We start from the raw sequence: 24,277 nt of genomic DNA, 5'->3' as shown, positions 1-24,277 counted from the left end.
TAATTTTAAAAACTTAAATTAATACCTACTGAATAAGTTCTTTGAATCGGATAGTTGAATCCGGACGAACCTAACTCCACATCCCAAAGATCAAAATCGCTAATCAAAAAAGGATTATTCACCCGGATATAAGGTTTCAAACGTTGCAAACCAATCTTCTCCACCCATCTTGTCGGCAAGTTATAGGCTAATTCCAATGATTGACAACGCAAAAATTTTACTTCACGCATGAAATAGGTTGAAGCACGTAAAGTCTCCTGCCCGATTCTGGCCTCTTCCATATTATGCGTGGTAATACTACTTGTTGACAAACGAGGCCACAATGGATTGGATTTCATGTTTTCCGGAGTCCAGTGGTCTTCCCAAATCGCACTTAACAGAGCCCGGTCATTTACGAATGGGGAAAGTGATGAAGGCTCTATGAAAAGAGAACGTTTGGATGCCCCTTGGAACGCGAAATTAAACTCAAAACGTTTATAGCTAACAGTTCCGTTAAAACCATACACGAACCTTGGCTCCGTGGGATAACCGATATGCACGGCATCATCAATACTGATTTTCCCATCACCATTCACATCCCGGTAGCGAATATCTCCCGGCATATAATTACCGGATTGAATAGGTGAACGATCTATCTCCTCCTGACTCTGGAAAAGTCCTTCTGCAATATATCCCACGACCTGTGAAATATCATGCCCCACTTTTCCCTGCCATTCCGGTTTATCAGCCGCCTCTTCAATCTCTTTAAAAACCGACTTATTATAGGTGGCCGTCCCGTTTAAAATAAACCAGAAATCATTAGAAAACGCATGTTGAATTTTCCCAGAGACATCCATACCACGGGAACGAACTTTTCCGACATTATCAAAGGGATAAAGCCCTAAACCCATGCTAGCAGGCACAATCTTACGAGATGATAATATATTATGACGGATTTCTTCATAAAAATCGACGGTGAAATCCAACAAACCTTTAAAAAGCGTCACTTCCAGTCCCAAGTTTGTCTGTTCGGCAATCTCCCATTGAATAGTAGGATTAGCATACGAATAAATCACATACTGATCTGAACTATTGATCCCTACATTCTCCAAATAAATATATCGTCCCACATTTTGCGTGTAATTATCTGTCACCGCATCTCCAATACCATCATTCCCGACCTTACCATACGAAGCACGCACTTTCAGGAAAGAGAGCCAATGTCCGGTTGCATTAGCAATAAACGGCTCTTTGGACAACATATAAGAAAAACCAATGGAAGGGAAGAAACCAAAACGATTGTGTTTTGCAAAACGCTCGGAACCATTATATCCAAAACTTCCTTCCAGATAATAACGTTCTTTATATCCATAAGAAAGTCGCATAGAAAGCCCCATATTACGATTTTTTATTGCAGAAAATAACGTACGTCCGGTTGACGTGGTACGTTGAGAAAGATTAAATAACCCCGTGTAACTCACGGTATGATCACCCCAATTCCCATTATAAAATACTCGAAATTCTCCTGCAACCTGAGTTTCTCCTTCCGTAACCTTATCATTAGGATTAACAGTCAAATTTTTATCTCCTTCTGTAAGCTGTTCCAATGTATGTTCACCAGTCTGGTGGTTATAATCCGCCAAACGATATTGATAAGGTGTAGTTTGAAATGGTGTACTATAATAGGCTTCCTTATACAAGGAAACATTAGCACGTGTTTCCAACCCTTTTAGAATTGCTCCCCAATTTTGAATATACTCCACACGATTTACCGTAGCAAAACGACTTCTCTCCAGATAACCCGCTTGAATAGAAGCATAAGGATTATTAGAATTTTTCGTTTCATAACCAAACCGAATGTGTGGGAAACCATAGGTTGCATCAGCAGGATAAACTGCAGCATAGTCCACCGGATTGGCATTAAATGCCAACGAATAAGCCCCTTGTACACTAGAAAGAGGGCCGCGATAGGCATCTAGAGTTGAATTAGAGTTAAGCACTAATTTGGCACTCGGCGTCATATCAATATTCAAATTAATACGTAAAGCCGTGGTATTATTTCTAATATTCACGTCAAACGAATTCAACCGATCGGTCTTCAACATACCTTCATCATAGTTATGACTCAACGATGCGTAATATTGCATAATCTTTGTACCCCCTCGAACACTCAAACCCAAGTGATGATTGATTGCGGTATTTTTAAAAAGAAGTTTATACCAGTCATTGGCAGGGTACACCCAAGAAGGGAAACGATCACTACCCGTGTTATTGATACGCTCTGCCGTATATTTTGGCTGTGCCAACGGATCACGGGTTTGCAAAGCTTCGTTGTAAGCTCGCATATAAGTAATGGGATCTACAACATCGATTTTCTTCGTCGGCATAGAAGCAATAGCCTCATAACGGAAAGCCGTATAAACGGATCCTTCAGCTCCTTTCTTTGTAGAAACCAAAATTACTCCGTTGGCTCCTCTAGCACCATACATAGCCGTGGCAGAAGCATCCTTTAACACGCTGAAAGAATCAATATCTTCCGGATCAATACGAGACAAGTCAAGTACAGACACCTCCACTCCATCCAACAAAATCAACGGAGCCGTATTAGCATTATTACCGAAAGAAGTAATACCACGGATAGAGAATTGAGTCTGCATCTCCTCTTCTCTCAACGCCCCCGGCATTCCTCCTTTCAAGTAACCGATCATACCCGGAATACGTCCCACGAAACTTGCAGTAAGATCACTGTTGGAAGTCTTCAGTGAACTCACGTTCACGGTGGTTACCGCACCAACCACACTTTCCCGTTTCTGCTCACCGTAAGCAACAACGGTCACCTCTTCCAAGGCCTCCTCGGTAGGTTCAAGTGTAACATTTAGAACGGTTTTCCCTTCAACAGGAACTGTCGCATCTCTATAACCGATAAACGAGAATTTCAACACGTCATCAGCCCTAACCAGAATATCATAATTTCCCTTATTATCAGTAGCAACCCCTCGTGAAGTCTGATTAATCACCACACTCACCCCCGGCATGGGATTTCCCTTCTCGTCCACCACACGCCCCTTCACCGTGATAATATCCCGTGCCAATGACTCTTGGATTTTCGGCTTTTTCTTGACAACAATCACCTTACCCTCGATCGAATAATCGTAACCGTGAGCCGTAAGCACTTTTTTTAACACGTCATCCAGTGTCGCATTTGTAAAAGTTTCCGTGATTTTCACCTCGCTGGATATATCGTTTTGCTTATGCACAAAAGTATATCCCGTCTTTGCTTTCAGGTCTTCCAGTACTTCCAGAATCGTTTTATTCTGGTACTTAGCCGTAATTCTCTGTTGCCGAGAAGATTCATTCTGTGCATACAAAGACACTCCTGACAACAATACCAAAATTAAATTTACTAACATAATCCGACCCCATTTCCGAATTTCCACTCGAAAAATGGCGTGACTCCATTTTTTTTTCATATTTTTGTATTTGAATTATAAGATATCGTCTGTCGCCAACAGACGTCGCAAACTTGGGGCGGGAGAATTCCTTGAATTCTCTCCCTTTTTTTAATTAATTTTTTGGACTTCTATTTTTCCATCAGTTTTCATTTTAAATTTCACATCTGCTACTTTACTTAGCACAGCAAGAAACACCCCCAGACTTTCATCGCTTGAAATGCTTCCTCGCAAAATAATATCATCAGCTGGTAATAATTCTGTATTAAAATCCACATCATAAGCACGAGACACGACTTTCAATATCTCTCTCAAACTCATGTTTTCAATATTAATGATCCCGTCTTTCCAAGAAACAACATCACTAATTTTCACTTGACGCACGGATAAGTTATCTGCATTCACACTTAGAACAGATTGTTCCCCCGGTAACAGGACAACCGAATCCATTTCACTAACAGACATCACTTTTACTTTCCCGGAAGCTAGCGTTGTCAAAACCGGTTCCGATGGATAAGCAGATACGTTAAACTTCGTCCCCAAAACAGAAACAGATTGTAAAGCTGTCTCAACAACAAACGGACGCATCGTATCCCGGGCAACATCAAAAAACGCCTCTCCGCTGATACGAACCCTTCGTTCTTCTAAGGCAAACTTTTCCGGATACTCCAAGCGACTATCTGAATTTAACCATATCACGCTACCATCACTAAGCAAAATTCGATATAACCCGGCACCTCGCGGTACCGTGATTTTATTAAAAACAAGTACTTCCTCCTCTTTCTCCACGTCCTCCCCCGTCTTCTTATCATACACAACTTTACCCTCACTGACTGCCAACTGCATACCATCCTGCTCTTTGAATTCGATCTCACTACCACCCAAATAATGGCGTTCCCCTCCAGACAACTCTAATATCGCAGCACGGGCAGGAGCGCCAACATGAGATATTTCTTTATTATTATCCATAGAAGAATACTGCCATAACGAAACCGAAAAAATAACCCCCACCACGATAGCGGCAGCAACACCCCAATATTTTAATTTAAATGCCCGATGACGCCGAGGAATTATCCGTCCCTGTATGGAAGAATAATCACCCTTGATAAGTTGAACCCGGACAACCTCTTTCAGAATGAGATTTTCCTTTCGCATGACATCAAACAACTCACGATTCTCATCACAAGCCTCTTTCCATTCCAGAATTTCTTTTTCTTCCTCGACTGAAAGTTTGCCATTAAAAAAGTCAAACAACTCGGATTCAGTGACTTGATATTCTTTTTTCATTTTTACAATAACCTTTGTTATTCTAAAGACCGGAAAGATTAGAAAACGGTTGAATGAAATTAGAAAAAATTTCAAAAAAAAATGATAGTCCTCAAATTCATGGAATTTGAGGACTATCATCGTGATCTCTATTTCAAAAAAATAACTACAACCTTTCAATATCCTCGGCAGTCAGCCCGGTCATTTGAATGATTATATCCATCGGCATATTCTTTTCTTTCATATTCCGAGCTACTTTCAAAATTCCCTTCTCTTCACCTTCGACCAATCCCTCCTCCCGGCCTTCTTCCCGACCTTCTACCCGACCTTCTTCTAGGCCTTTCATTCGACCCTCGACTAATCCCTCTAGTTTTGCTGTACCCAGCACATCATTCTGGATCATGATAGCATCCACGTGACGATCGTATGCGGCTCGTTCTGCTTCATCCATATTATAGTAAACCAGCTTTTCCCTTGCTTCTTTCAATCCCGGAGTCTTTGTATCGGGACGGATGTAATCATTTTTCAAGTAATCCAACCACTCCTCAAGCGGGGTTGTTGCCACTTGATCAAACTCATTCACCCGGATCAAGAAATACTCCGGGAATATCTCCGATGGCAAGCGCTGAACCAAAGCATCCCGCTCCTTCACGGTCACGTGCAAATGATCGCCGGTGTGTACTCCCGTAAACGTGTTTTGACCATGGTAAAGATAATCATTCCCTTTTCCAATGTCAAAATAAAGAATACTAATAGAATACACTTTCTTCACTTCTGAATAAAGTTCTCCTAGCTTGATATGCTCAGTAATCGCCTTGGCTGCACCATAAAGAATTCGTTCAAGAAAATATAATTCCCTAGTAACCTGTACCTCCACGATAATAATCTCACCCTCGCTATCCCGGGCCTTAACATCTACCCGGTTAAACTTATCCTCGTAAATCTGTTGATTACCCTCGCTTTCCAGTATATCTATAATGTGAACCTGACGATCGAGTAACACGGTTAATAACCCTTCCAAGACGACAAAATTCGCCTTGTCCCGCAATAACCGTTTCACAGCCCAATCAAATCGAATGTATTTATTCTTGTCCATGTGGAAATAGTTTACTTCTCTATTCAAAGGTAAGCTTTTTTGCGAGATTAAAGGAGAAAAAAATGTGATTTAACTTTTCTATCGATCGTACCGGTATCAAGTTCATTCGAACCTGAAGTGCCAGAACCCGGAAAAGACCTTCCTCAAATACTTCAAAGCATTCACGAGCAACGTTTTTACCGTCGCTATCGAGATAGAAAAACGATCTGCCGTCTCCCGGTAACTCAACCCATCAAGATACACTGACTTCAAAACCTCACGTGTTCTCGGGGGCAATTTCTCGATCTCAGCTTCTATTGCCTGCAAAATCTCCTCTGTCAGCCAATCCGTGTCCTCAACTTCCGCATTTTCGTTCAATTCACCACAAGCCTCGCGTAAGGGATCCCTCTTTTCCAATAACTTCAACGCTCGATTTCTTACTGAAGCAAAAAGATATCCCCGAAGATTACCCGAAGTGATTCTCGCATAAGCTCGCTGCTCCCAGAATGCCACGAAGAAATCCTGTACCAGATCTTCCGCCGCCGGAATATCACCCAAAAACGAGTCAGCCCATAAAACCAACGGTCGATAATAACTATTGAACAAGACCTCCATCCCCCGGGGATCGTCATGTCCAACTAAAAGTTTACATATCAACTTATCATCAACCTGCATAAATTCAAAAGCTCGCTACCACGTATAAATTATTAGATTTACAAACTTATACAAAAAACTTCGGTTTTTGGATATACATAACGAAAATTCCGTTCCCTCAAAAACCTTTATTTTCGATATTTTTCATCTCCCTCCTCGAACATACTCACGTAACTAAAATAGCGGCTCTCGCTGATTTCCCCCTTCTCCACAGCCTCCAGCACGGCACATCCCGGTTCGTGAATGTGCGTGCAATTATAGAATCGGCATTCACTTGCCCGCTTGAATATTTCCGGGAAATAATGTGAGATCTCTATTTTTTCCATGTGAATCAACCCGAACGCCCGGATACCGGGAGTATCGACGATGTACCCGCCAAAACTCAACGGGAACATTTCAGCGAACGTGGTCGTGTGTTTTCCCGTGTCATGAGAATCGGAAATCTCCGCCACTTTCAGTTTTAAGCCCGGCTCGACACGATTGATCAACGAGGATTTCCCCACGCCAGACAAGCCGGAGAACACGGTCACTTTATCCTTCAAGGCCGCCACCACGTCCTCCATCCCCTCCCCGGTCAACGAGGACACGTGAAAACATTCATACCCCACCTGCATATAAATCTGGGTCAAAGCTCCCAATAGCAATAAATCCTCCTCGTCGTACAAATCTATCTTGTTAAACACGAGTATGGCCGGAATCCGGTAAGCCTCCACGGATGCTAGGAAACGATCGATAAAAACGGTCGATGTAACGGGATGATTCACCGTCACCACCAACACCGCCTGATCAACATTCGCGGCGATAATATGCGCCTCTTTCGACAAGTTCGTTGATTTCCGGATAATGTAATTCTTCCGATCTTCAATCCGGTTGATCACCGCGCCATCGGGATTGACCTCCACCTCGACAACATCCCCTACCGCAACAGGATTCGTGGTCTTAATCCCTTTCATCCGGAACTTCCCCTTGATCCGACAGTCCAGCACTTCCCCCGATTCCATTCGCACGGAATACCAACTTCCGGTAGATTTCACAACAATCCCTTTCATATTATCAATTTAATGGTTCCTGTTTTACCCGAATGCAAATATACACGATATAATTTTCTTCTCGCACGGACCAAGAAAAATTATAATACCAAGGATTATAAATTGTCCTACCCACGACAGTCCCACGTCAATCTTTAATATATGATCAATCTTACATTTCTACCTGATCATTAGCTGAAATCACTCTTTTATCATGCTTTTAAAATTCTTATAAAACGCTATTCTAAATATAGCGCTTTAATAGGGTTTTAATAGCGTTCTAATAGCGTTTTACACGGTAGTGGTCTAGTAGTAATCATCTATAAATCATGACTTTTTAACTTTCCACGGCATTTCTAGGGATAATCGTTAGTTTCTACTCCCAATTTCACTACCTTTGCAACATACAAATTATTACAAGTCATGAAATTAGTTTTCGCTACCAATAATGCCCACAAGCTGGAAGAAATAAAAGAAATGTTAGGTTCCCGGCACGAGATTGTTTCTTTAAAAGAGATTCAATGCCATGAGGATATTCCGGAAGAACAAGACACGCTCGAAGGAAATGCCCTTCAAAAAGCCCGGTATATTCACGCGAAATACGGCTTGGACTGTTTCGCGGACGATACCGGGTTAGAAATAAAAGCCTTGAACAATGCTCCCGGAGTTTATTCCGCACGATACGCGGGCAATGCTCACGACTCGGAAGCCAACATGAAAAAAGTTTTACAGGAGATGCAAAATATACCGGAACGTCAAGCCCGTTTCAGAACTGTTATCGCTTTAATTCTCGGGGGAAAGGAATACTTGTTTGAAGGTATTGTCAACGGGGAGATACTCACAAGCAAGCACGGGCACGAAGGATTCGGTTACGATCCGATTTTTCGTCCCGAAGGTTTTCAGGAAAGTTTTGCCGAAATGCCCCTTCACGCAAAAAACAAAATCAGCCATCGGGGTCAAGCCGTCCGGGAATTATGCCGTTTTTTAAACAACTTATAAAAAGAAATGCACACGGTGAAGGCCATCATATTGAAAAGCATACCTCATTCCGAACAGCAACAAATTCTACATGTTTACTCGGAGGAAAGAGGTTACATGCAAATGATTACCCCGTTGGCCCTGTTCAAGCGTAAAACGAACACGTCCGTCCAGTGTATGCAAATCGTGGAAATCGAGTTCATCCCGAATGAAAGGGGCGGGCTCCACAAACTGAAATCTCTCTCTCCGCTCGTGAACACGTCGGCCATCTATTTCGACGTGTACAAGATGAATATAGCCCTGTTATGGGGTGAAATATTAAACCTCGTGCTACGGGATTCCGACCCGAATCCCGGTTTATACGAGTACATCAAAACTTCCGTGGAATACCTGAACGTCACGCGTGACGACATCGCCAATTTCAACTTGTTATTCCTGTTCCGGTTAAGTAAATTACTCGGCTTTAGCATAGACAACAGCACGTATCACCCCGACCACGTGTTCAACATCAACGATGGATGCTTCTACCCCGCGGGTTCACCGGGAAATTACTACACCGGCCCACACTCCGCCAAAGCTATCCATGCCCTTTGCACATGTCAATTGCAAGAATTGAAAAATATCCCGCTTAATCAGCAAGGTCGTAAGATTTTACTCGATATTGCCCTACTTTTCCTTGGGTTCCATCTAAATCTGGATTTTAACACCAAAAGCATCCGGGTCATCCGGGAAATATTTTCCTAAAAACGCGTGTTCATCGATAAAATCGGGGTATTCATCCCGAAATTACAGATGTTCATTTAAAATTATTGACCGATAACACTGAATTTCATATTTTTACAAGAAATTTAAACAAAAATCGTATGAAACAGGGCAAACCGTCAGCCAGTCAACAAAAATTCACCAAAATGACTTTTGGGAACCGACATCGGGGTTAATAAGTTAATGTTTTGTTAAAATAATAAACCTTTTTAAGCAAAAAGTGTCTCACTCAAAGTAGGATATTTCACATTTTATTAACATATATTCCGGCTTATTATGCATAGATTTATACCAACCTAAAATACCAGCGTTATGCGTATAAAAATTGTAAATCTGAATAAAGTCTACCCGGGAGGTAAAAAAGCCTTAAAAGACTTGAATTTGGAAATCGAACCGGGGATGTTCGGTCTGTTGGGACCGAATGGAGCAGGAAAAACCTCTCTCATGAGAATCATGACTCTATTGCAGAGTTGCACGTCGGGAACCATCTATTTCGACGATTACGATATTGCCAAGGACCGGAAAGCGATTCGTTCCCTGTTGGGCTACTTGCCACAGGATTTCCGTTTCTTCGAGAAACTGAAAACATGGGAATTCCTCGACTACGGTGCCGGGCTTGCCGGGATCAAGGGGAAACAACACCGGGCCGAAGTGGTAGACGAGATGCTACGTAAAGTTGGTTTGTTTGAAGTCCGTGACCGTTGGGCCAACCGGTTATCCGGGGGTATGAAACGAAGACTCGGGATCGCCCAAGCCATTATCGGGAACCCGAAAGTGATTATCGTGGACGAGCCGACTACCGGACTGGACCCGGAAGAGAGAATCCGGTTCCGTAACATCCTGTCCGACATTAGCGACAAGGATTCCATCATCATCCTTTCCACCCATATCGTGGGTGATATTTCAAGTACTTGCAAGAAACTAGCCTTGTTGAACCGCGGAGAACTGAAGTTTGAAGGATCCCCGGACGAGATGATCAACCTAGCTCGCGGAAAAGTATGGGAAATTTTCGTAACCGACATGGAATATGAGGAAATCAAAGATAAATACCCGATTATTTCAACCATCCCGACGGACGGGGGTATGGAGATTCAGGTCGTGGCCGATGCTGTCGACGGCTACTCGCACAAAGCCATCGAACCAAACCTCGAACATGCCTACGTTTACTACATGGACTACTTGTTGAAAGACAAGATGAACATGCAGGTTGAAGCAATCCAAGAAAACGAATTGTTCAAGTAAATCATAGAAGAAACCAGCGATGAATATTCACAACATCAGCACAATATCGAGATACGAAACCAAGCTTCTGCGAAGAAGTTGGCTATTCCGTATATTCGCTATTTTATCCCTTTTAGTTATCGTATTTTTTCACATGGGTACACAGTCAAACCTAGGGTGGTTCGAATGGGTCATGGTTGCCATGCCATCCTCCATCCCGTTTGTCAATATCTACCTTTTCAATATCGCGCAATCCGTCATTGCCATATTCTTGGCAGGGAGCTTTTTAAAGCGAGACAAGAAGTTAGATACGGCCGAAGTGATCTACGTGCGCCCGATGAGTAACGCGGATTACATCATCGGGAAAACATGGGGAATCGTGAAGGTATTCGTATCGTTAAACATCATCGCCTTACTTATCGCTGGTTTCATTCACTTGTTCGCAAGTGAATCCCCATTTACCCTATTCCCCTATTTCTTCTACCTACTCACGTTATCGATCCCGTCACTGATTTTCGTGTTGGGACTATCGTTCGTGATCATGAGTTTCATCCGTAACCAAGCGGTTACGTTCGTGATCATGCTAGGGTTTATCGGGGTGACCTTATCTTATCTCGGAGACGCGGAACACGGGACATTTGACTTCTTCGCCCTCACGGTGCCGAATATGTTCTCCGACGTGCTGGGACACACGAACTTGTTTCCCTACCTCGTTCAACGATTAACATTCTTGCTATTGGGAATGGGATTACTCACGTTTACCATCGCTATGGTCAACCGCTTACCGTTACATCCCAAGAAAAACATCTTGCTGAACGCCCTAGGATGTATTATCCTGATCGCCGGAATCGGTTGCGGCTTTACCTATTTTTCCCGATTCAATCACGTTGATAATCAACGCAAATTATACTCTGAAAGATACAAAAAATACAATAACATTGACAAGGTTCATTTGATAGACCAAGAGATTATATTCTCGCAGACCGACAAAAAAATTACCGTCAATTCACACGTAAAGATTCAAAACCGGAATCATCAAGAGATCGACAAAATCGTGTTCTACCTGAATCCATCCCTGCAAGTTGAAAAATTAACCCGGCAAGGAGAAGATGTTCCCTACAAAAGAGACGCACAAGTTATCATTGCAGAATACAAACTCCGCCCGTACGAAAGCCTTGAACTGGACATCACGTACAACGGTTCCATCGACGAAAACATTTGCTACCTAGACATCACGGACGAAGAATATTACGACACGCAAACCGGAAGTAGTATTCTCCGTTTCGGGAAAAGATACGCTTTCGTGCAGGACAAATTTACCCTGCTGACCCCGGAATGCCTGTGGTACCCCTCTACTTTTCCACCGGTAAACCCGGAAGCTCCTTATAATATTCGGAAAAACTTCTCGAATTACACGCTAAAAGTGATTCATCCCAATGACCGGACGATTCTTTCACAGGGGACATCTTCCCAATCGGGTGACACGACAATATTCCGGAATAAAGAGCAACTACCCGGTATCAGTTTAGCCATCGGGGACTACGAGAAAAAGAGTATCGTGGTCGATTCCGTGCAAATCGAATTATACAATTTTAAGGGTCACGATTTCTATTCTGAAGTTTTTCCTAACATTTCAGACACGTTAGCCGGATTCCTTCAAGATGTGAAATCCGAATACGAGTTGAGAAAAGGCCGTAAATACCCGTATCAAAAATTTATCATGGCGGAAACGCCCATTTCTTTCGCGGGATACGTGCGAAACTGGAAAGGGAACAGCGAGCAAACACAACCGGAGATGGTTTTCCTTCCGGAATTTGCCACGACTCTGCCCAGCAGTAATTTCAAATTTGCCAAGAAAAGAATGGCTAACTGGGGACGACGTGATCCCCAAGGAGCGATGGAAGAAATTGACGTGGAAATGAACGTCATTCGGGATTTTGCCCGCCGGGTTCTTCTCTCGGAGGAAACATTTCAAGAAGAGGGAAATACATTCGTGAACATGTTCTCGGGCGAATGGTCCGGAACATCCAAACTGAACAAGTACGATTTATCGTCCATGTATTTTAATTACGCGGGTTCTATTTATTCCCAGAATTTCCCAATCATAGACATCGTGATGAACACCATGCTAAAACAGGAAGAAAGCGATCAGGGAAGACATTTCTTCCGGATGTTCAACGGGATGGGCGATGATCAACGAGCTGCCTCTTACCTGAACGGGAAAAGTTTTGAACAGGCCGTACTCGATAACACGCTTTCGACAGAGGTGTTCTACGAAATGATGAAACTGAAGGGTGTTTACCTGAGGAACTATATTAACTCCCGTCTTTCATCAAACGAGTTCAAGGAATTCATGGCCGAATTCACGAAAAGATACCAGTTTCAGGAGGTCAATTTCACCCGCCTGAACAGCGAGTTCATTCGCAAGTTCCATTTCAATTTAATGGATTTCATCCCGAACTGGTACACGATCAACAGCACGCCTCGTTTTATCGTGAAAGGGGTGGATGCCGATCAAGTAGAAGTCGGGGATTACACGAAATATATCGTGAAGTTCCAAGTGTATAACCCCACGAACGTAGAAGGCGTGATTTCCGTCAACGTGGAAGAAGGAGGCGGAATGTTCCCCGGTGGCCCGCGGGGAAGAAGAGGACGGGCGGCTCAAATGGAGGCCAAACCGGCGAAAAATTATATTATAGAACCACAGAAATATAAAGAGATTCGTATTCTATGTGACGAACGTCCGAGTAACCTCACGATTAACACGAATATCTCGCAGAATCTACCCAGTACGATCATGCAGAATTTTGCTAAAGTGACGACCACGACGACCGACACGGTAACAGGAATATTCGACTCAAATGCCACCCTTTTCACGTTTAACCCGAAAGAGATCACGGTGGACAACGAAGATCCCGGATTCCGGATAATCGAATCCAATCAAAAGAACAAACTACAATCTTTCTTCAAGAAGGAGAGCGAAGATAAATACAAGAACTTAAACTTCTGGATGCCTCCTAGCAGATGGACAGCTACCATCGGAGTAAACTATTATGGAGACTATATCAATAGTGCCGTGTACAAGAAATCCGGAAGTGGTAGTAACAAGACGGAATGGACAACCCAGATACAAATCCCGGGATTCTATGAGGTATTCGTGTACACGTCCGAGCTCCCTATGATGGGATGGCGCCACCGAGGAGGTGAAGAGAAAAAAATACAATATTACACGGTAAAACATGATGACGGGGAAGAGGAAATTTCAGTCGAGACGGGCCGGGGACGGCAAGGATGGAGAACGCTGGGTTCTTTCTACTTCTCGAAAGGAGAGGCCAAGATTACCTTAAGCGACAAGGGATCGGAATCGAACCAAATTATCTTTGCCGATGCGGTAAAATGGGTGTACACGAACAATAACAAATAAAAATAAGAACAACATATTATGAAAAAGATCGCGTCAATATCGTTGATTATTTCGGGAATACTCATGCTTTGTTCCGGATCAACGTTTGCTCAGGAAATTTTGACGTTGGAAAAGGCTCTGGAGATCGCTTATCAGCAAAGCCCTTCCATCATTCAAAGTAAAATGAGTCTGGAACAAAGCGAGCTGGCCCTGATTCAGCAAAAGGCTTCATTAAAATCACAGTTCAGTTTGAATTTGAACCCGTTTCAATATACCAGAAGTACATCGTTCGACGATTACAATACACAATGGTATACCCGGAAAGCCATGAGTTCCGGCCTTGACTTCAGGATCAGTCAACCGATCAAATGGACGGACGGGACAGTCACACTCAGTAACTCGTTCAACTGGCAAGAAGACGATAATCAATCTTCGGGAGCCAAGAATACCTCTTTTTCAAATAATCTGAGCTTAAATCTGGAGCAACCAATCTTTACCTACAACAAGACCAAGATGCAATTGAAGAGGTTGGAATTTAACCTTGAAAAAGCAAAAATACAATACGCTTTGGCCCAACTGAACATCGAGAAAAACGTGACCGCAGCATTTTATGGCGTTTACCAGTCTTATAAAAGGCTCGTTACGGCCCGGGAAGCCTTCCAAAGTCAAAAAGAAAACTACGAGTTGATCAAAAATAAAGTGGAACAAGATCTGATCCCCCAAGAAGAGCTATTCCAAGCGGAGGTGACCTTGGCCACAAACGAAAATTCTCTTGCCGACACGGAAACGAGTTACGAGAATACCAAAGATCAATTCAAACAAACCTTGGGTCTTCCCTTGGATATAGACATCAACATTTTACCTGACATCCAAATTGATTCAGTTCACGTGGATGTCAATCAAGCCGTTAAATATGCCCTAACGCAACGGATGGAGATCCGTCAACAACAAATTGCCATAGAAGAAGGCATTTTTAGCCTGATCGAGGCAAAGGATAATAACAAGTTCAAAGGTAGCATTTCCGCCAGAGTGGGTTTGATGGGACAAGGAGGCAACTTTAACGGAGCTTTTTCGAAACCGGATGATAACGAAACGATCGGGATAACCCTGACGGTACCGATTTGGGACTGGGGGGCAAGAAAAGCGAATATCCGCAGCACGGAATTATCCAACGAGAACACGGAAATCAGCAACGAGGAAGAAAGAAAATCCATCATGCTTGATGTACGCCAGATATGCCGGGAATTGCCCAAATTATTGCGACAAATCGAGATTGCCCGCCAGACTGTTAAAAACGCTGAACGTACGTATGACATCAACGTTGAGAAATATCGTAGCGGAACCCTTACCGGTATGGAGCTGAAAAATCAACAAACCCAGTTGACCGACGCGAAAAACTCGTTGACAGATGCCATCATTTCATACAAATTGAAATTACTGGATCTGAAAATTCAAACCCTGTGGGATTACCAGAATAACAGGTCTTATTTACCGGTTAATTTATTGAAATAAACCCTAACACAAAACATAAAACAAAACGCTATGATCAACAAATCCATAAAATATATCGGGGTGATTCTGCTGGCTTACACCTTGAACGCTTGTAACGAGCAACGAATGAGTTCTTCTTCAGAGACAACCACGCCTGTTTGGCTTGCCGAAGTCGGGAAACGTGATGTTCGGGAATTGACCACCACGACAGGAACAGCCAAAGCGGCCAAAACGGTGGAAGTGAAATCCGAAACAAATGGTAAATACGAGTTGATGATCAACCCCAAAACCAAGCGTCCCTACAAGCTGGGTGACATTGTGGAGGAGGGTGCCGTGATCATCAAGCTGAATAATAAAGAACATGAAAACACTGTATCGTTACCGACAAAAAAGATGCAGGTTGACATCGCCAAGAAAGAATGGGATGGGCAAAAAGCAGTATTTGAAAAAGGCGGTGCCACGGAAAAAGATGTACTAAATGCCGAAAGTAGCTACATACAAGCGCAAACAGCATTGGAAACGGCATACACGGAACTGGCAAAACTCACAATCAAAGCACCCTTCAAGGGAGCCATCGTCAGCCTACCCTATTTCACCCCGAACGTGGAGATCGCATCCGGTGAAACGATGGTCGGATTAATGGATTACAGCCACATGTACATGGAAATCGCCCTACCGGAAAACACGATCGACAAGGTGAAAGTGGGTCAGAAAGTACTGGTCACCAATTATAATATCAAATCAGATACCCTGTCCGGTCTTGTTTCCCAGTTATCCCCGGCAATCAACGAGGATACCCGCACATACACCGGATATATTACGATTAACAACCCGGAACTGAAACTACGTCCCGGTATGTTCGCGAAAGGAGAGATTATTACTTTGCAAAAGGATTCGGTTATTGTCATTCCGAAGGACATCGTTAATTCCCGTCGGGGAGGAAACCGGATTGTCTACACGGTGGAACAAAACCGGGCCATGGAAAAAATCATCACGGTTGGTATCAGCGACGATCGTTTCATCGAGGTGGAAAGCGGTCTGAACCAAGGAGACAAGATCGTGGTGAAAGGCTACGAATTCCTGAGAAACAGAGGCAAAGTAAAAATCATGAAATAAAAAGACATGAACAGCATTACCAAATTTGCAGTAAAATACCCCGTGAGCGTGTTAATGCTCACGCTGGCAGTATGTTTACTGGGAACCATATCTTATAATAAATTAGGGACAGACCTTTTCCCTGACCTGAAAAATCCCGCTCTTTACGTGGAAGTGAAAAGCGGTCAGAGACCACCCGAAGAGGTTGAAAAACTGATCACGACGAACGTTGAGTCTACGGCCGCTCGTCAAGAAGGCGTGAAGAGCGTGTACAGCGTCACGAAAGTCGGCTACACGAAAGTGACCGTAGAATACGGATGGGATCAAGACATGGATGCCGCTTTCTTGGATTTGCAGCGAAGTGTCTCTTCTCTTTCTCAAGATGAAACCATAGAAGAAGTTAACGTTACCCGTTATGATGCCAACGCGACACCGATCATGACCATCGCCCTCACTCATAACGAAGTGAAGGACATGAACGAATTGCGGAAGATCGCGGAAAATTACATGCGCAATGAACTCGTCCGGGTAGACGGTATCGCGGATATTCAGTTGAACGGACAGGAACAGGCGATCGTCGAAATTTCCACGAATCCCTACATGCTGGAGGCATTCGGGTTAACTGCCGACGGAATTGCCTCGCAAATCACGGCCATCAATCAAAATGTTTCCGGGGGAACGATCACGGACGGAGATATTCAATACACGGTGAAAGGGGTAAACCTGATTACCAGTCTCCAAGATATTGAAAACATTATCGTGGCATTTAAAGAGAATTCTTCCAGCGGAAGTTCCTCTTCCACGGAATCTACAAGCAGTTCCAGTAAGACAAAAGCCCCGGTATATTTGAAAGATGTGGCCTCCGTGTCCATTCGCAACAAAGACCCGGAAAACTTGGCCCGTTACAACGGGGAACGCTGTCTGGGGATCAGTATCTACAAAGAAAATAAATATAACACGGTAAATGCCGTGGAAAACTTGCTAGCCAAGATTGATGAATTCCGCAAAAGTTTACCGGGGTATGATTTCCATATCATCAGTAACCAAGGAGAATTTATCGGGAGTTCCATCAACGAGGTTAAAGATTCCGCTTTAATGGGTATCATCCTCGCCGTTATTATACTTTATATATTCTTGCGACGAGTGAACATGACATTAATCGTCAGTCTCTCTATCCCGATCTCGATCATTGCCACGTTCAACCTGATGTACTTCAACGGTCTTTCCATTAACATCATGACGCTGGGAGGACTCGCGCTGGGTGCGGGAATGCTGGTCGATAACGCCATCGTGGTGATGGAAAATATCTTCCGAAACATGGACGAGAACAACCTACCACCCACGGAGGCAGCCGTGAGGGGGACTTCGGAAGTAGCGGGAGCAATCACGGCTTCCACCTTAACCACGATCGTAGTATTCCTTCCAATCGTGTACCTGCAAGGTGCCGCCGGGGAGCTGTTCAAGGAACAGGCGTGGACGGTTAGTTTCTCGCTGTTATCCTCCCTTTTTGTTTCTATCCTGTTTATCCCGATGCTGGCATCGAAATTCATGCGGAAGAAAGACAACATTTCCAGTCACGCCATCACGATCAAAGGTTTCGGAAATTTCGTCGGGAAAGTCCTTAAAAGGAAATACTTGGTGATTGGCATCGCCACAGCTCTCATGATCGTTTCTTACTTGATGTTACCGTTAATCGGCATGGAGTTCATGCCTAAAACAGAATCGAAGGAGTTCTCAATTCTTGTTACCATGGAACCGGGAACAAGGTTAAAAAGTACGGATAATGCCGTGGGAACCATTGAAGATGCCATCCGGACTCTAGGACAGGATGATATTGAATGGCAATACACACTGGTTGGCCCTTCCAACCTTGAAAGTCAAAGCGGGGGTAAGTTGGAATCAGAGAATCAATCCCAAATCAAGGTAAAGATAAAGAAAGATTCCAAGTTGGATGCTGATTACTTTATCACGAATATTAACGAGAATTACCCCTTGCCGGAAGGTGTGGAAATCTCCTACGAGAAAGGGGAATCTGCCCTACAAAGCATCCTAGGAACAGAAGGCGCACCACTGGTAATCGAGGTGAAAGGGGAAGAACTTGAATTGCTGGATGAATTGTGTACCGAGATAAAAGAGAAGATTACCGGAATCCCCGGTATATACGATATCAAATCTTCCTTGGAGAAAGGAGCCCCGGAGGTGAATATCAAGATTGACCGCTTGAAAAGTGGAATCTACGGGATCGATGTTGCCACGGTAAGTAACCAAGTCAGCGAGAAACTGGCAGGTAAGGATGCCGGAACTTTCGAAACACAAGGCGAGACTATTGACATCAATATCAAGGTTCCCGAAGTGACCCTTTCCGAAATTTACGATATTGAAATCATACAAGGCGAGAAGAAATATCGTCTCGGAGAAATTGCAGACATCGAAATCACGTCAGCCCCGAAAGAAATTAACCGGGTTAACCAAAGCCGGACGGGTATCGTGACCGCCATGATCGAGAAACAATACTCACTAAGCCATATTACCCCTGCTATTAAAGCTAAATTGTCCGAGGTTGAATTCCCGGCCAAGTATTCGGCTAAAATAACGGGAGAGGAAGAGATGCGACAAGAGTCATTCAGCGGGTTGGGATTCGCCCTGTTTTTATCTATTCTATTAGTATATATGGTAATGGCGGCACAATTTGAATCTTTGCGCCACCCGTTCACGATCCTGCTGACTATTCCGTTAGCCGGCGTGGGATGTATTTTGGCATTCCTGCTCACCGGACAAACACTCAACATGATGGCCTTTATCGGTATTATTATGCTGGCAGGTATTGCCGTGAACAGTTCTATCATACTCGTGGACGCGATCAATCGTCTGAAAGAAGAGGGACACCCGTTGGAAGAGGCTATCAAAATGGCGGCACAGCATCGTGTGCGTCCGATCATCATGACCAGTGCCACCACGATTCTGGCATTGCTACCCATGTGTTTCGGATTCGGGGAAGGAGCCTCATTGCGCTCGCCCATGGCACTTGCCGTGATCGGTGGTTTACTGACCTCAACCATCATGACGCTGATCGTTATTCCGTGTGTGTATTACGTTATTGACAGAAAGAAATCATGAACACGATTATAAAAAGAAGGGTTCTTGTATCGATGCTTTTCATCGGGCTGGTACTTATGGGAATTTTCTCCTATAAACACCTTCCCATGGAATTATACCCCAATGCCGAACTGCCGGTGTTGAGCGTGAGCATTAGCTCCGAGACGGAATCCGACCCTTCCTATATAGAGAATCAAGTAGCTATTCCCGTCGAAGGTGCCGTCAGTGCCCTTAACGGGGTTGAAAAAATAGAAACCCAGATTTATTCGAGAGGAGGACAGGTAACCGTCTCTTTCAAACAGGACGTTGATCTGAAATACACCTTTCTACAACTGGAAGAAAAAATAAAAAGCATCACCCCGAATCTGCCTGATAATTTCAGGTTAAACGTGAACAAATCTTCTTCGGGTTCCGCCAGTGATATGTTCATGAACCTACGGATTCTCGGGGAGGACGACATCGACTACGTGCGTAATATCGCCGATTCAGAGATTGTTCCCTACTTAGAAAATATCGACGGGATCGCTAACGTCACCATCATGGGAGGACGGCAAAAAAGCATCGAGGTTATTGTCGATCCGGAAAGATGCAAGGCATTGAACATCACGACATCAACGATCAGTCGAGCCATTTCAAGCAATCTGGCAGAAAAGAGTTTCGCCGGTTCGGTTTACGAGAACAACAAACGTTATTTCGTCAACGTGACAGCCGAATACCTTGCCACGGAAGACTTGGGGAGTATCGTGGTTGCCGAGGGACCGATCCAGTTGAAAGACATCGCTGACATCCAATTCGGCGTGAAGGAAGAGGAATCATACGCACGTACCAACGGGAAAGAGGTGATTTCCTGTATCTTGTCCAAATCACCGTTGGCTAACGTGATCGACCTTTCCGAAAAAGTCCGGCAGGAAATTGATCGCCTAAACGGGGAATTAGAGTCTAAAGGGGTTCTCATCGAGGTGGAGGATGATGCCGCCGAGGTGATGAACAAAAATATTGACCAAATTATTGATCTCGGACTTTCAGGAGCTATATTGGCCATATTCGTGTTGTTCCTATTCCTCCGGAAAATACGGATCATTTCTATCGTGGCTTTTGCCATCCCGATTTCCGTGTTCTCGTCATTCTATTTCTTTTATCTGTTCGGAATAACAATCAACACGCTGACTCTCACGGGTATCGCGCTCGCCGTCGGTATGTTGCTGGACAACTCCATTGTCGTCATGGAGAATATCTACCGGCTGAAAGGATTGGGAATTTCCACCGATGAGGCTTGCGTTCGAGGAACTACCGAAGTATGGAAGGCTATCATGGCGGCTACGGTCACCACGATTACCGTGTTCCTGCCCTTCCTTTTCGCGGACAATTACCTGATCAAGCTGATCGGGGAACATATCGGAATCTCTATCGTGGCAACGCTTACCATATCGTTGGTCGTGGCCTTGTTATTGATCCCGATGGCAGTAAACGCTATTTTGCGCAAGACTCCGGAAGATGTCAACTTCAGCAACCTGTCAATCCATAACAGACTAGTGCAGATATATGTTGCCATCCTAAAGATGTCCCTTCGCCGCCCGGCACAAGTGATCATTATTGCTCTTGTCGCTTTACTGGTTACCGTGGTTTTATCCACCTCTTTAACGTTGAACACGCTAAGGGAGGTTGAACTGAACACGTTCAACGTGTATATCACCCCGCCAACGGGCTACACGCTCCAAAGAACCGACGAGATGATTCGCCTTTTCGAGGACGAATTACTCGAAGTTCCGGAAATAAAAGAATTCTCTTCCAACGTAATGAAAGAGGATGTCCGGCTCACGATCCGGTTGAAAGATGATTACCAGAAAATCAATAAAAAATCCCTTATCCAACTGAAAACCGAAGTACTCCGGTTGGCTGAAACGGTCAATATCAACCAAATCAGTTTGGAAGCCAGCGAGAGTAGCGAGAACTTCCGAGGAAGTAGCGGTGGCGGTGGAATGCTTGGCAATAGTTCCTTGCTCAGAATGATGGGTATGGGCAGTCAAACAGAAAAAGTGATAATCAAGGGGCAGGATTTCGAGTCTATGGCAAATTTTGCCGAATATTTGAAATATCAACTTGACGATCTGGATAACATTTCCAATTCCCACATTTCAGTTTCCCAAGGAAGTACGGTCTCCAAAATATTCTTTGACCAGTACCTCATGGGAATGAACGAGGTTGAACCCGGTAATGTAAGCCAAGAGCTTTCCAATTTCCAGCCTCAGAGTAAAGCTGAAGTTAAATACAAAGCCGGGAATCAGGAATATGATATTCTGATCCGGGACATCAATTATGACGAGGACGATCAGAAGACACAAACCCGGACGCTAGAAGATTTACGCAATTTAGAAGTCACGAACAAGAATAACGGGTTGATTCAATTGAGAAGTTTCAGCCGCATCAACTTGGGACGTGATAAGGGAAACATCACCCGTATCAACCAAGAAAAGGAGGTGAACCTTGTCTATATGTTCAATTCCGACATCAACGAATCAAAGGATTTGCTGGAGGCCGCACGAGAGGAGATTGACGAGCTGGTGCAAAGTATGGATGTCCCGACGGGTATCGCCGTGGAAGTCGTACACGAGGAGAATGAAATGGACGATTTTACATTCCTAATCTTGGCCGCCTTCATCTTGATTTACATGATTTTAGCTGCCGTATTTGAATCAACCACGGCTCCCATCGTGTTGATGTTTACCATCCCGCTGGCCGCCATCGGTTCTTTACTGGCGTTATTATTCACGAGCAATTCATTGATGAATGCCAATGTTTTCGTGGGTTTCATTATCCTCATCGGTATCGTGGTAAATAATAGTATCATCCTTATCGACTACACTTCTTTACTCCGTCGGACTGGAAACCGTAAACAACGGGCCATCATAACGGCCGGGTTATCCCGTTTAAGACCGATTCTGATCACGGCCATCACGACGATCGTAGCCATGATTCCCTTAGCCATGGGGCAAGGAGAATACGTGTCCGGACTGGGAGCCCCGTTTGCCATCACCGTGATCGGGGGACTTACCATGAGTACGCTGTTGACTCTGGTCATTATCCCGACATTGTATTCCGGAATGGAAGACGCCTTATATCGCCTACGCACACAAAGCCTTTTCATGAAACTATTGCAAATCGTGCTTTTCGTCGTGGCCGTAATCTGCGTGTACTTCTGGACCTATACCCTGTTAAACCGGATTCTATACGTGATCCTGACGGTTATTCTCGTACCGGGAGTGACCTGGTTCTTGGAAGACAGTTTACGCCGGGCGCAAAGTAATATCATCCCGGCTGACGAAGAGCTGGAAATCAAGATATGCAATCTTGTCAAAGTGTACGGACGCCCGTCACGTTTCAACCGGGAATGGACTTCCGGTTTGAAGATTCGGGAACGTCTCGGCCTGCAAGGAAATTATCGCGAATGGCGGGATATGCAACCTCTGTTGTGGTCGTTACCCGTGCTGGGATTCATGTATTACTTCACGTTTAGCTACCAAGTACTGTTCTTCTGGGCAATTGTTTTTGCCTTCATTACATGGACGATGACGCTAAGTATCATGAATATCTTCCGGGAATTCTGCGAAAACCGGAAACAGACCGTCATTGCCAAGATTCTACGGATCATTGCTATCGTCTTTTATTATGCCGGTCCGATGGTAATCCTGATTTGGGCAAGCAAGAAATTCGAGAACAGCGGGGGAGCGATCTTCCTCGGTATGTTCTGGTATCTCGGTATTGCCGCTCGCTACCTGTCCAACAAGATCAACAAGGAGAATATCAATATTGACTTGATCGACGGTCGGTTCCGTATGCTGAAAAAGACTATTTTCCGTCTGGCTTCCAAGGCCCCGTTTATCGGGGTGAAGAAAAAACCGTTCAAGGCGTTGAATTCCGTTTCCATGGAGATACATACCGGAATGTTCGGTTTGCTGGGGCCTAACGGGGCCGGTAAAACCACGTTGATGCGTATCATCTGTGGGGTCTTCGAACAAAGTTACGGGAAGATATTCATTAACGGCATCGATACCCAGAAGAAACGGGAAGAGTTGCAAGGTTTGATCGGTTATTTACCGCAGGAATTCGGGACCTACGAGAACCTCACGGCATGGGAGTTCTTGGAGTACCAAGCCCTGTTGAAAGGAATATATAACAAAAAGATACGTCATAACCGGATTGCTGAAGTGCTTTCTGCCGTGCATATGTACGAGAATAAGGACAAGAAGATCGGAGGTTTCTCCGGTGGTATGAAACAACGTATCGGTATCGCGCAAACCCTGTTGAACCTGCCCCGGATACTCGTGGTGGATGAGCCGACAGCCGGTCTGGACCCGCGGGAAAGAATCCGTTTCAGAAACTTGCTCGTGGAATTGTCCCGAAACCGGATCGTGATTTTCTCTACCCACATTATAGAGGACATTGCCAGTTCATGTAACCAAGTCGGCGTGATCAACAAGGGTATTCTGAAATACAACGGAACACCGAGTGATATGGCTAATATCGCCAAGGATGTTACCTGGAGTTTCGAGGTGCCGGTACGGGATTTCGCTAAATTACCGTCCGACATGCTGATCGTCCACCACATCCGCCAAGGCGACATGATCAAGGTACGTTGCCTCAGCGAGCATAAGCCCACCGAGACCGCCGAGAAGATTCTCCCGGCCTTGGAAGACTCTTACTTGTGGCTGTTGAGAAGCGTGAAGATCGAGAACAAAGAAGAAATTATAACACAATAAAAAGATTTAGCGATTTATGATTG

13 protein-coding genes are annotated in these 24,277 nt (G+C 44.3%); 8 read left to right on the top strand and 5 right to left on the bottom strand.

Features of this window, described 5'->3' with window-relative positions; genetic code table 11:
* Positions 1 to 5: 5 nt before the first annotated feature.
* The 5 genes from R8806_RS15595 to rsgA form a co-directional block, all read right to left on the bottom strand.
* Positions 6 to 3,449: a SusC/RagA family TonB-linked outer membrane protein gene (locus tag R8806_RS15595; RefSeq protein WP_124317043.1), complete on the bottom strand. Its 3,444-nt coding sequence runs from the start codon at positions 3,447 to 3,449 to the stop codon at positions 6 to 8.
* Between the two features lie 90 nt (positions 3,450 to 3,539).
* Complete coding sequence (locus R8806_RS15590) at positions 3,540 to 4,715, bottom strand: FecR family protein (protein ID WP_124317044.1); 1,176 nt, start codon at positions 4,713 to 4,715, stop codon at positions 3,540 to 3,542.
* 145 nt (positions 4,716 to 4,860) lie between these two features.
* A complete protein-coding gene (locus R8806_RS15585; RefSeq protein WP_124317049.1) occupies positions 4,861 to 5,790 on the bottom strand; it encodes a PD-(D/E)XK nuclease family transposase in 930 nt (309 codons plus the stop codon).
* Positions 5,791 to 5,892: 102 nt separating this feature from the next.
* The gene (locus R8806_RS15580; RefSeq protein WP_124317045.1) at positions 5,893 to 6,444 is read right to left on the bottom strand and encodes an RNA polymerase sigma factor; all 552 of its coding nucleotides are present in this window, start codon (positions 6,442 to 6,444) and stop codon (positions 5,893 to 5,895) included.
* Between the two features lie 107 nt (positions 6,445 to 6,551).
* Positions 6,552 to 7,472, bottom strand: a complete 921-nt coding sequence (rsgA, locus tag R8806_RS15575; RefSeq protein ID WP_124317046.1) for a ribosome small subunit-dependent GTPase A — start codon at positions 7,470 to 7,472, stop codon at positions 6,552 to 6,554.
* A 402-nt stretch (positions 7,473 to 7,874) separates the two neighbouring features.
* On the opposite strand from rsgA, the gene R8806_RS15570 reads away from it, so the two are divergent.
* The 8 genes from R8806_RS15570 (at position 7,875) to R8806_RS15535 (ending at position 24,254) form a co-directional block, all read left to right on the top strand.
* The gene (locus R8806_RS15570) at positions 7,875 to 8,450 is read left to right on the top strand and encodes a non-canonical purine NTP diphosphatase (RefSeq protein ID WP_124317047.1); all 576 of its coding nucleotides are present in this window, start codon (positions 7,875 to 7,877) and stop codon (positions 8,448 to 8,450) included.
* A 6-nt stretch (positions 8,451 to 8,456) separates the two neighbouring features.
* Positions 8,457 to 9,173: a DNA repair protein RecO gene (recO, locus tag R8806_RS15565; protein ID WP_124317048.1), complete on the top strand. Its 717-nt coding sequence runs from the start codon at positions 8,457 to 8,459 to the stop codon at positions 9,171 to 9,173.
* Positions 9,174 to 9,503: 330 nt separating this feature from the next.
* Entirely contained in the window at positions 9,504 to 10,433 is a 930-nt protein-coding gene (locus R8806_RS15560) for an ABC transporter ATP-binding protein (protein ID WP_124315864.1), read from the top strand.
* A gap of 133 nt (positions 10,434 to 10,566) precedes the next feature.
* Positions 10,567 to 13,836 (top strand): golvesin C-terminal-like domain-containing protein, encoded by a 3,270-nt coding sequence (locus R8806_RS15555; RefSeq protein WP_124315865.1) that lies wholly within the window; start codon positions 10,567 to 10,569, stop codon positions 13,834 to 13,836.
* Positions 13,837 to 13,854: 18 nt separating this feature from the next.
* Positions 13,855 to 15,327, top strand: a complete 1,473-nt coding sequence (locus tag R8806_RS15550; RefSeq protein ID WP_229782945.1) for a TolC family protein — start codon at positions 13,855 to 13,857, stop codon at positions 15,325 to 15,327.
* A 30-nt stretch (positions 15,328 to 15,357) separates the two neighbouring features.
* Entirely contained in the window at positions 15,358 to 16,422 is a 1,065-nt protein-coding gene (locus R8806_RS15545) for an efflux RND transporter periplasmic adaptor subunit (RefSeq protein WP_124315866.1), read from the top strand.
* A 6-nt stretch (positions 16,423 to 16,428) separates the two neighbouring features.
* Entirely contained in the window at positions 16,429 to 19,518 is a 3,090-nt protein-coding gene (locus R8806_RS15540; RefSeq protein WP_124315867.1) for an efflux RND transporter permease subunit, read from the top strand.
* Positions 19,515 to 24,254 carry an efflux RND transporter permease subunit gene (locus R8806_RS15535; protein WP_124315868.1) on the top strand — a complete coding sequence of 1,580 codons (4,740 nt, stop codon included), beginning with the start codon at positions 19,515 to 19,517 and terminating at the stop codon, positions 24,252 to 24,254. Before R8806_RS15540 ends, R8806_RS15535 begins: the two co-directional genes overlap by 4 nt.
* Positions 24,255 to 24,277 lie beyond the last annotated feature (23 nt).

It is taken from the genome of Butyricimonas faecihominis, assembly GCF_033096445.1.
In the GTDB taxonomy this organism is placed as follows: Bacteria; Bacteroidota; Bacteroidia; order Bacteroidales; family Marinifilaceae; genus Butyricimonas; species Butyricimonas faecihominis.
The sequence above is the reverse complement of the archived record's forward strand: the minus strand, read 5'-3'. Positions and strand labels throughout refer to the sequence as shown.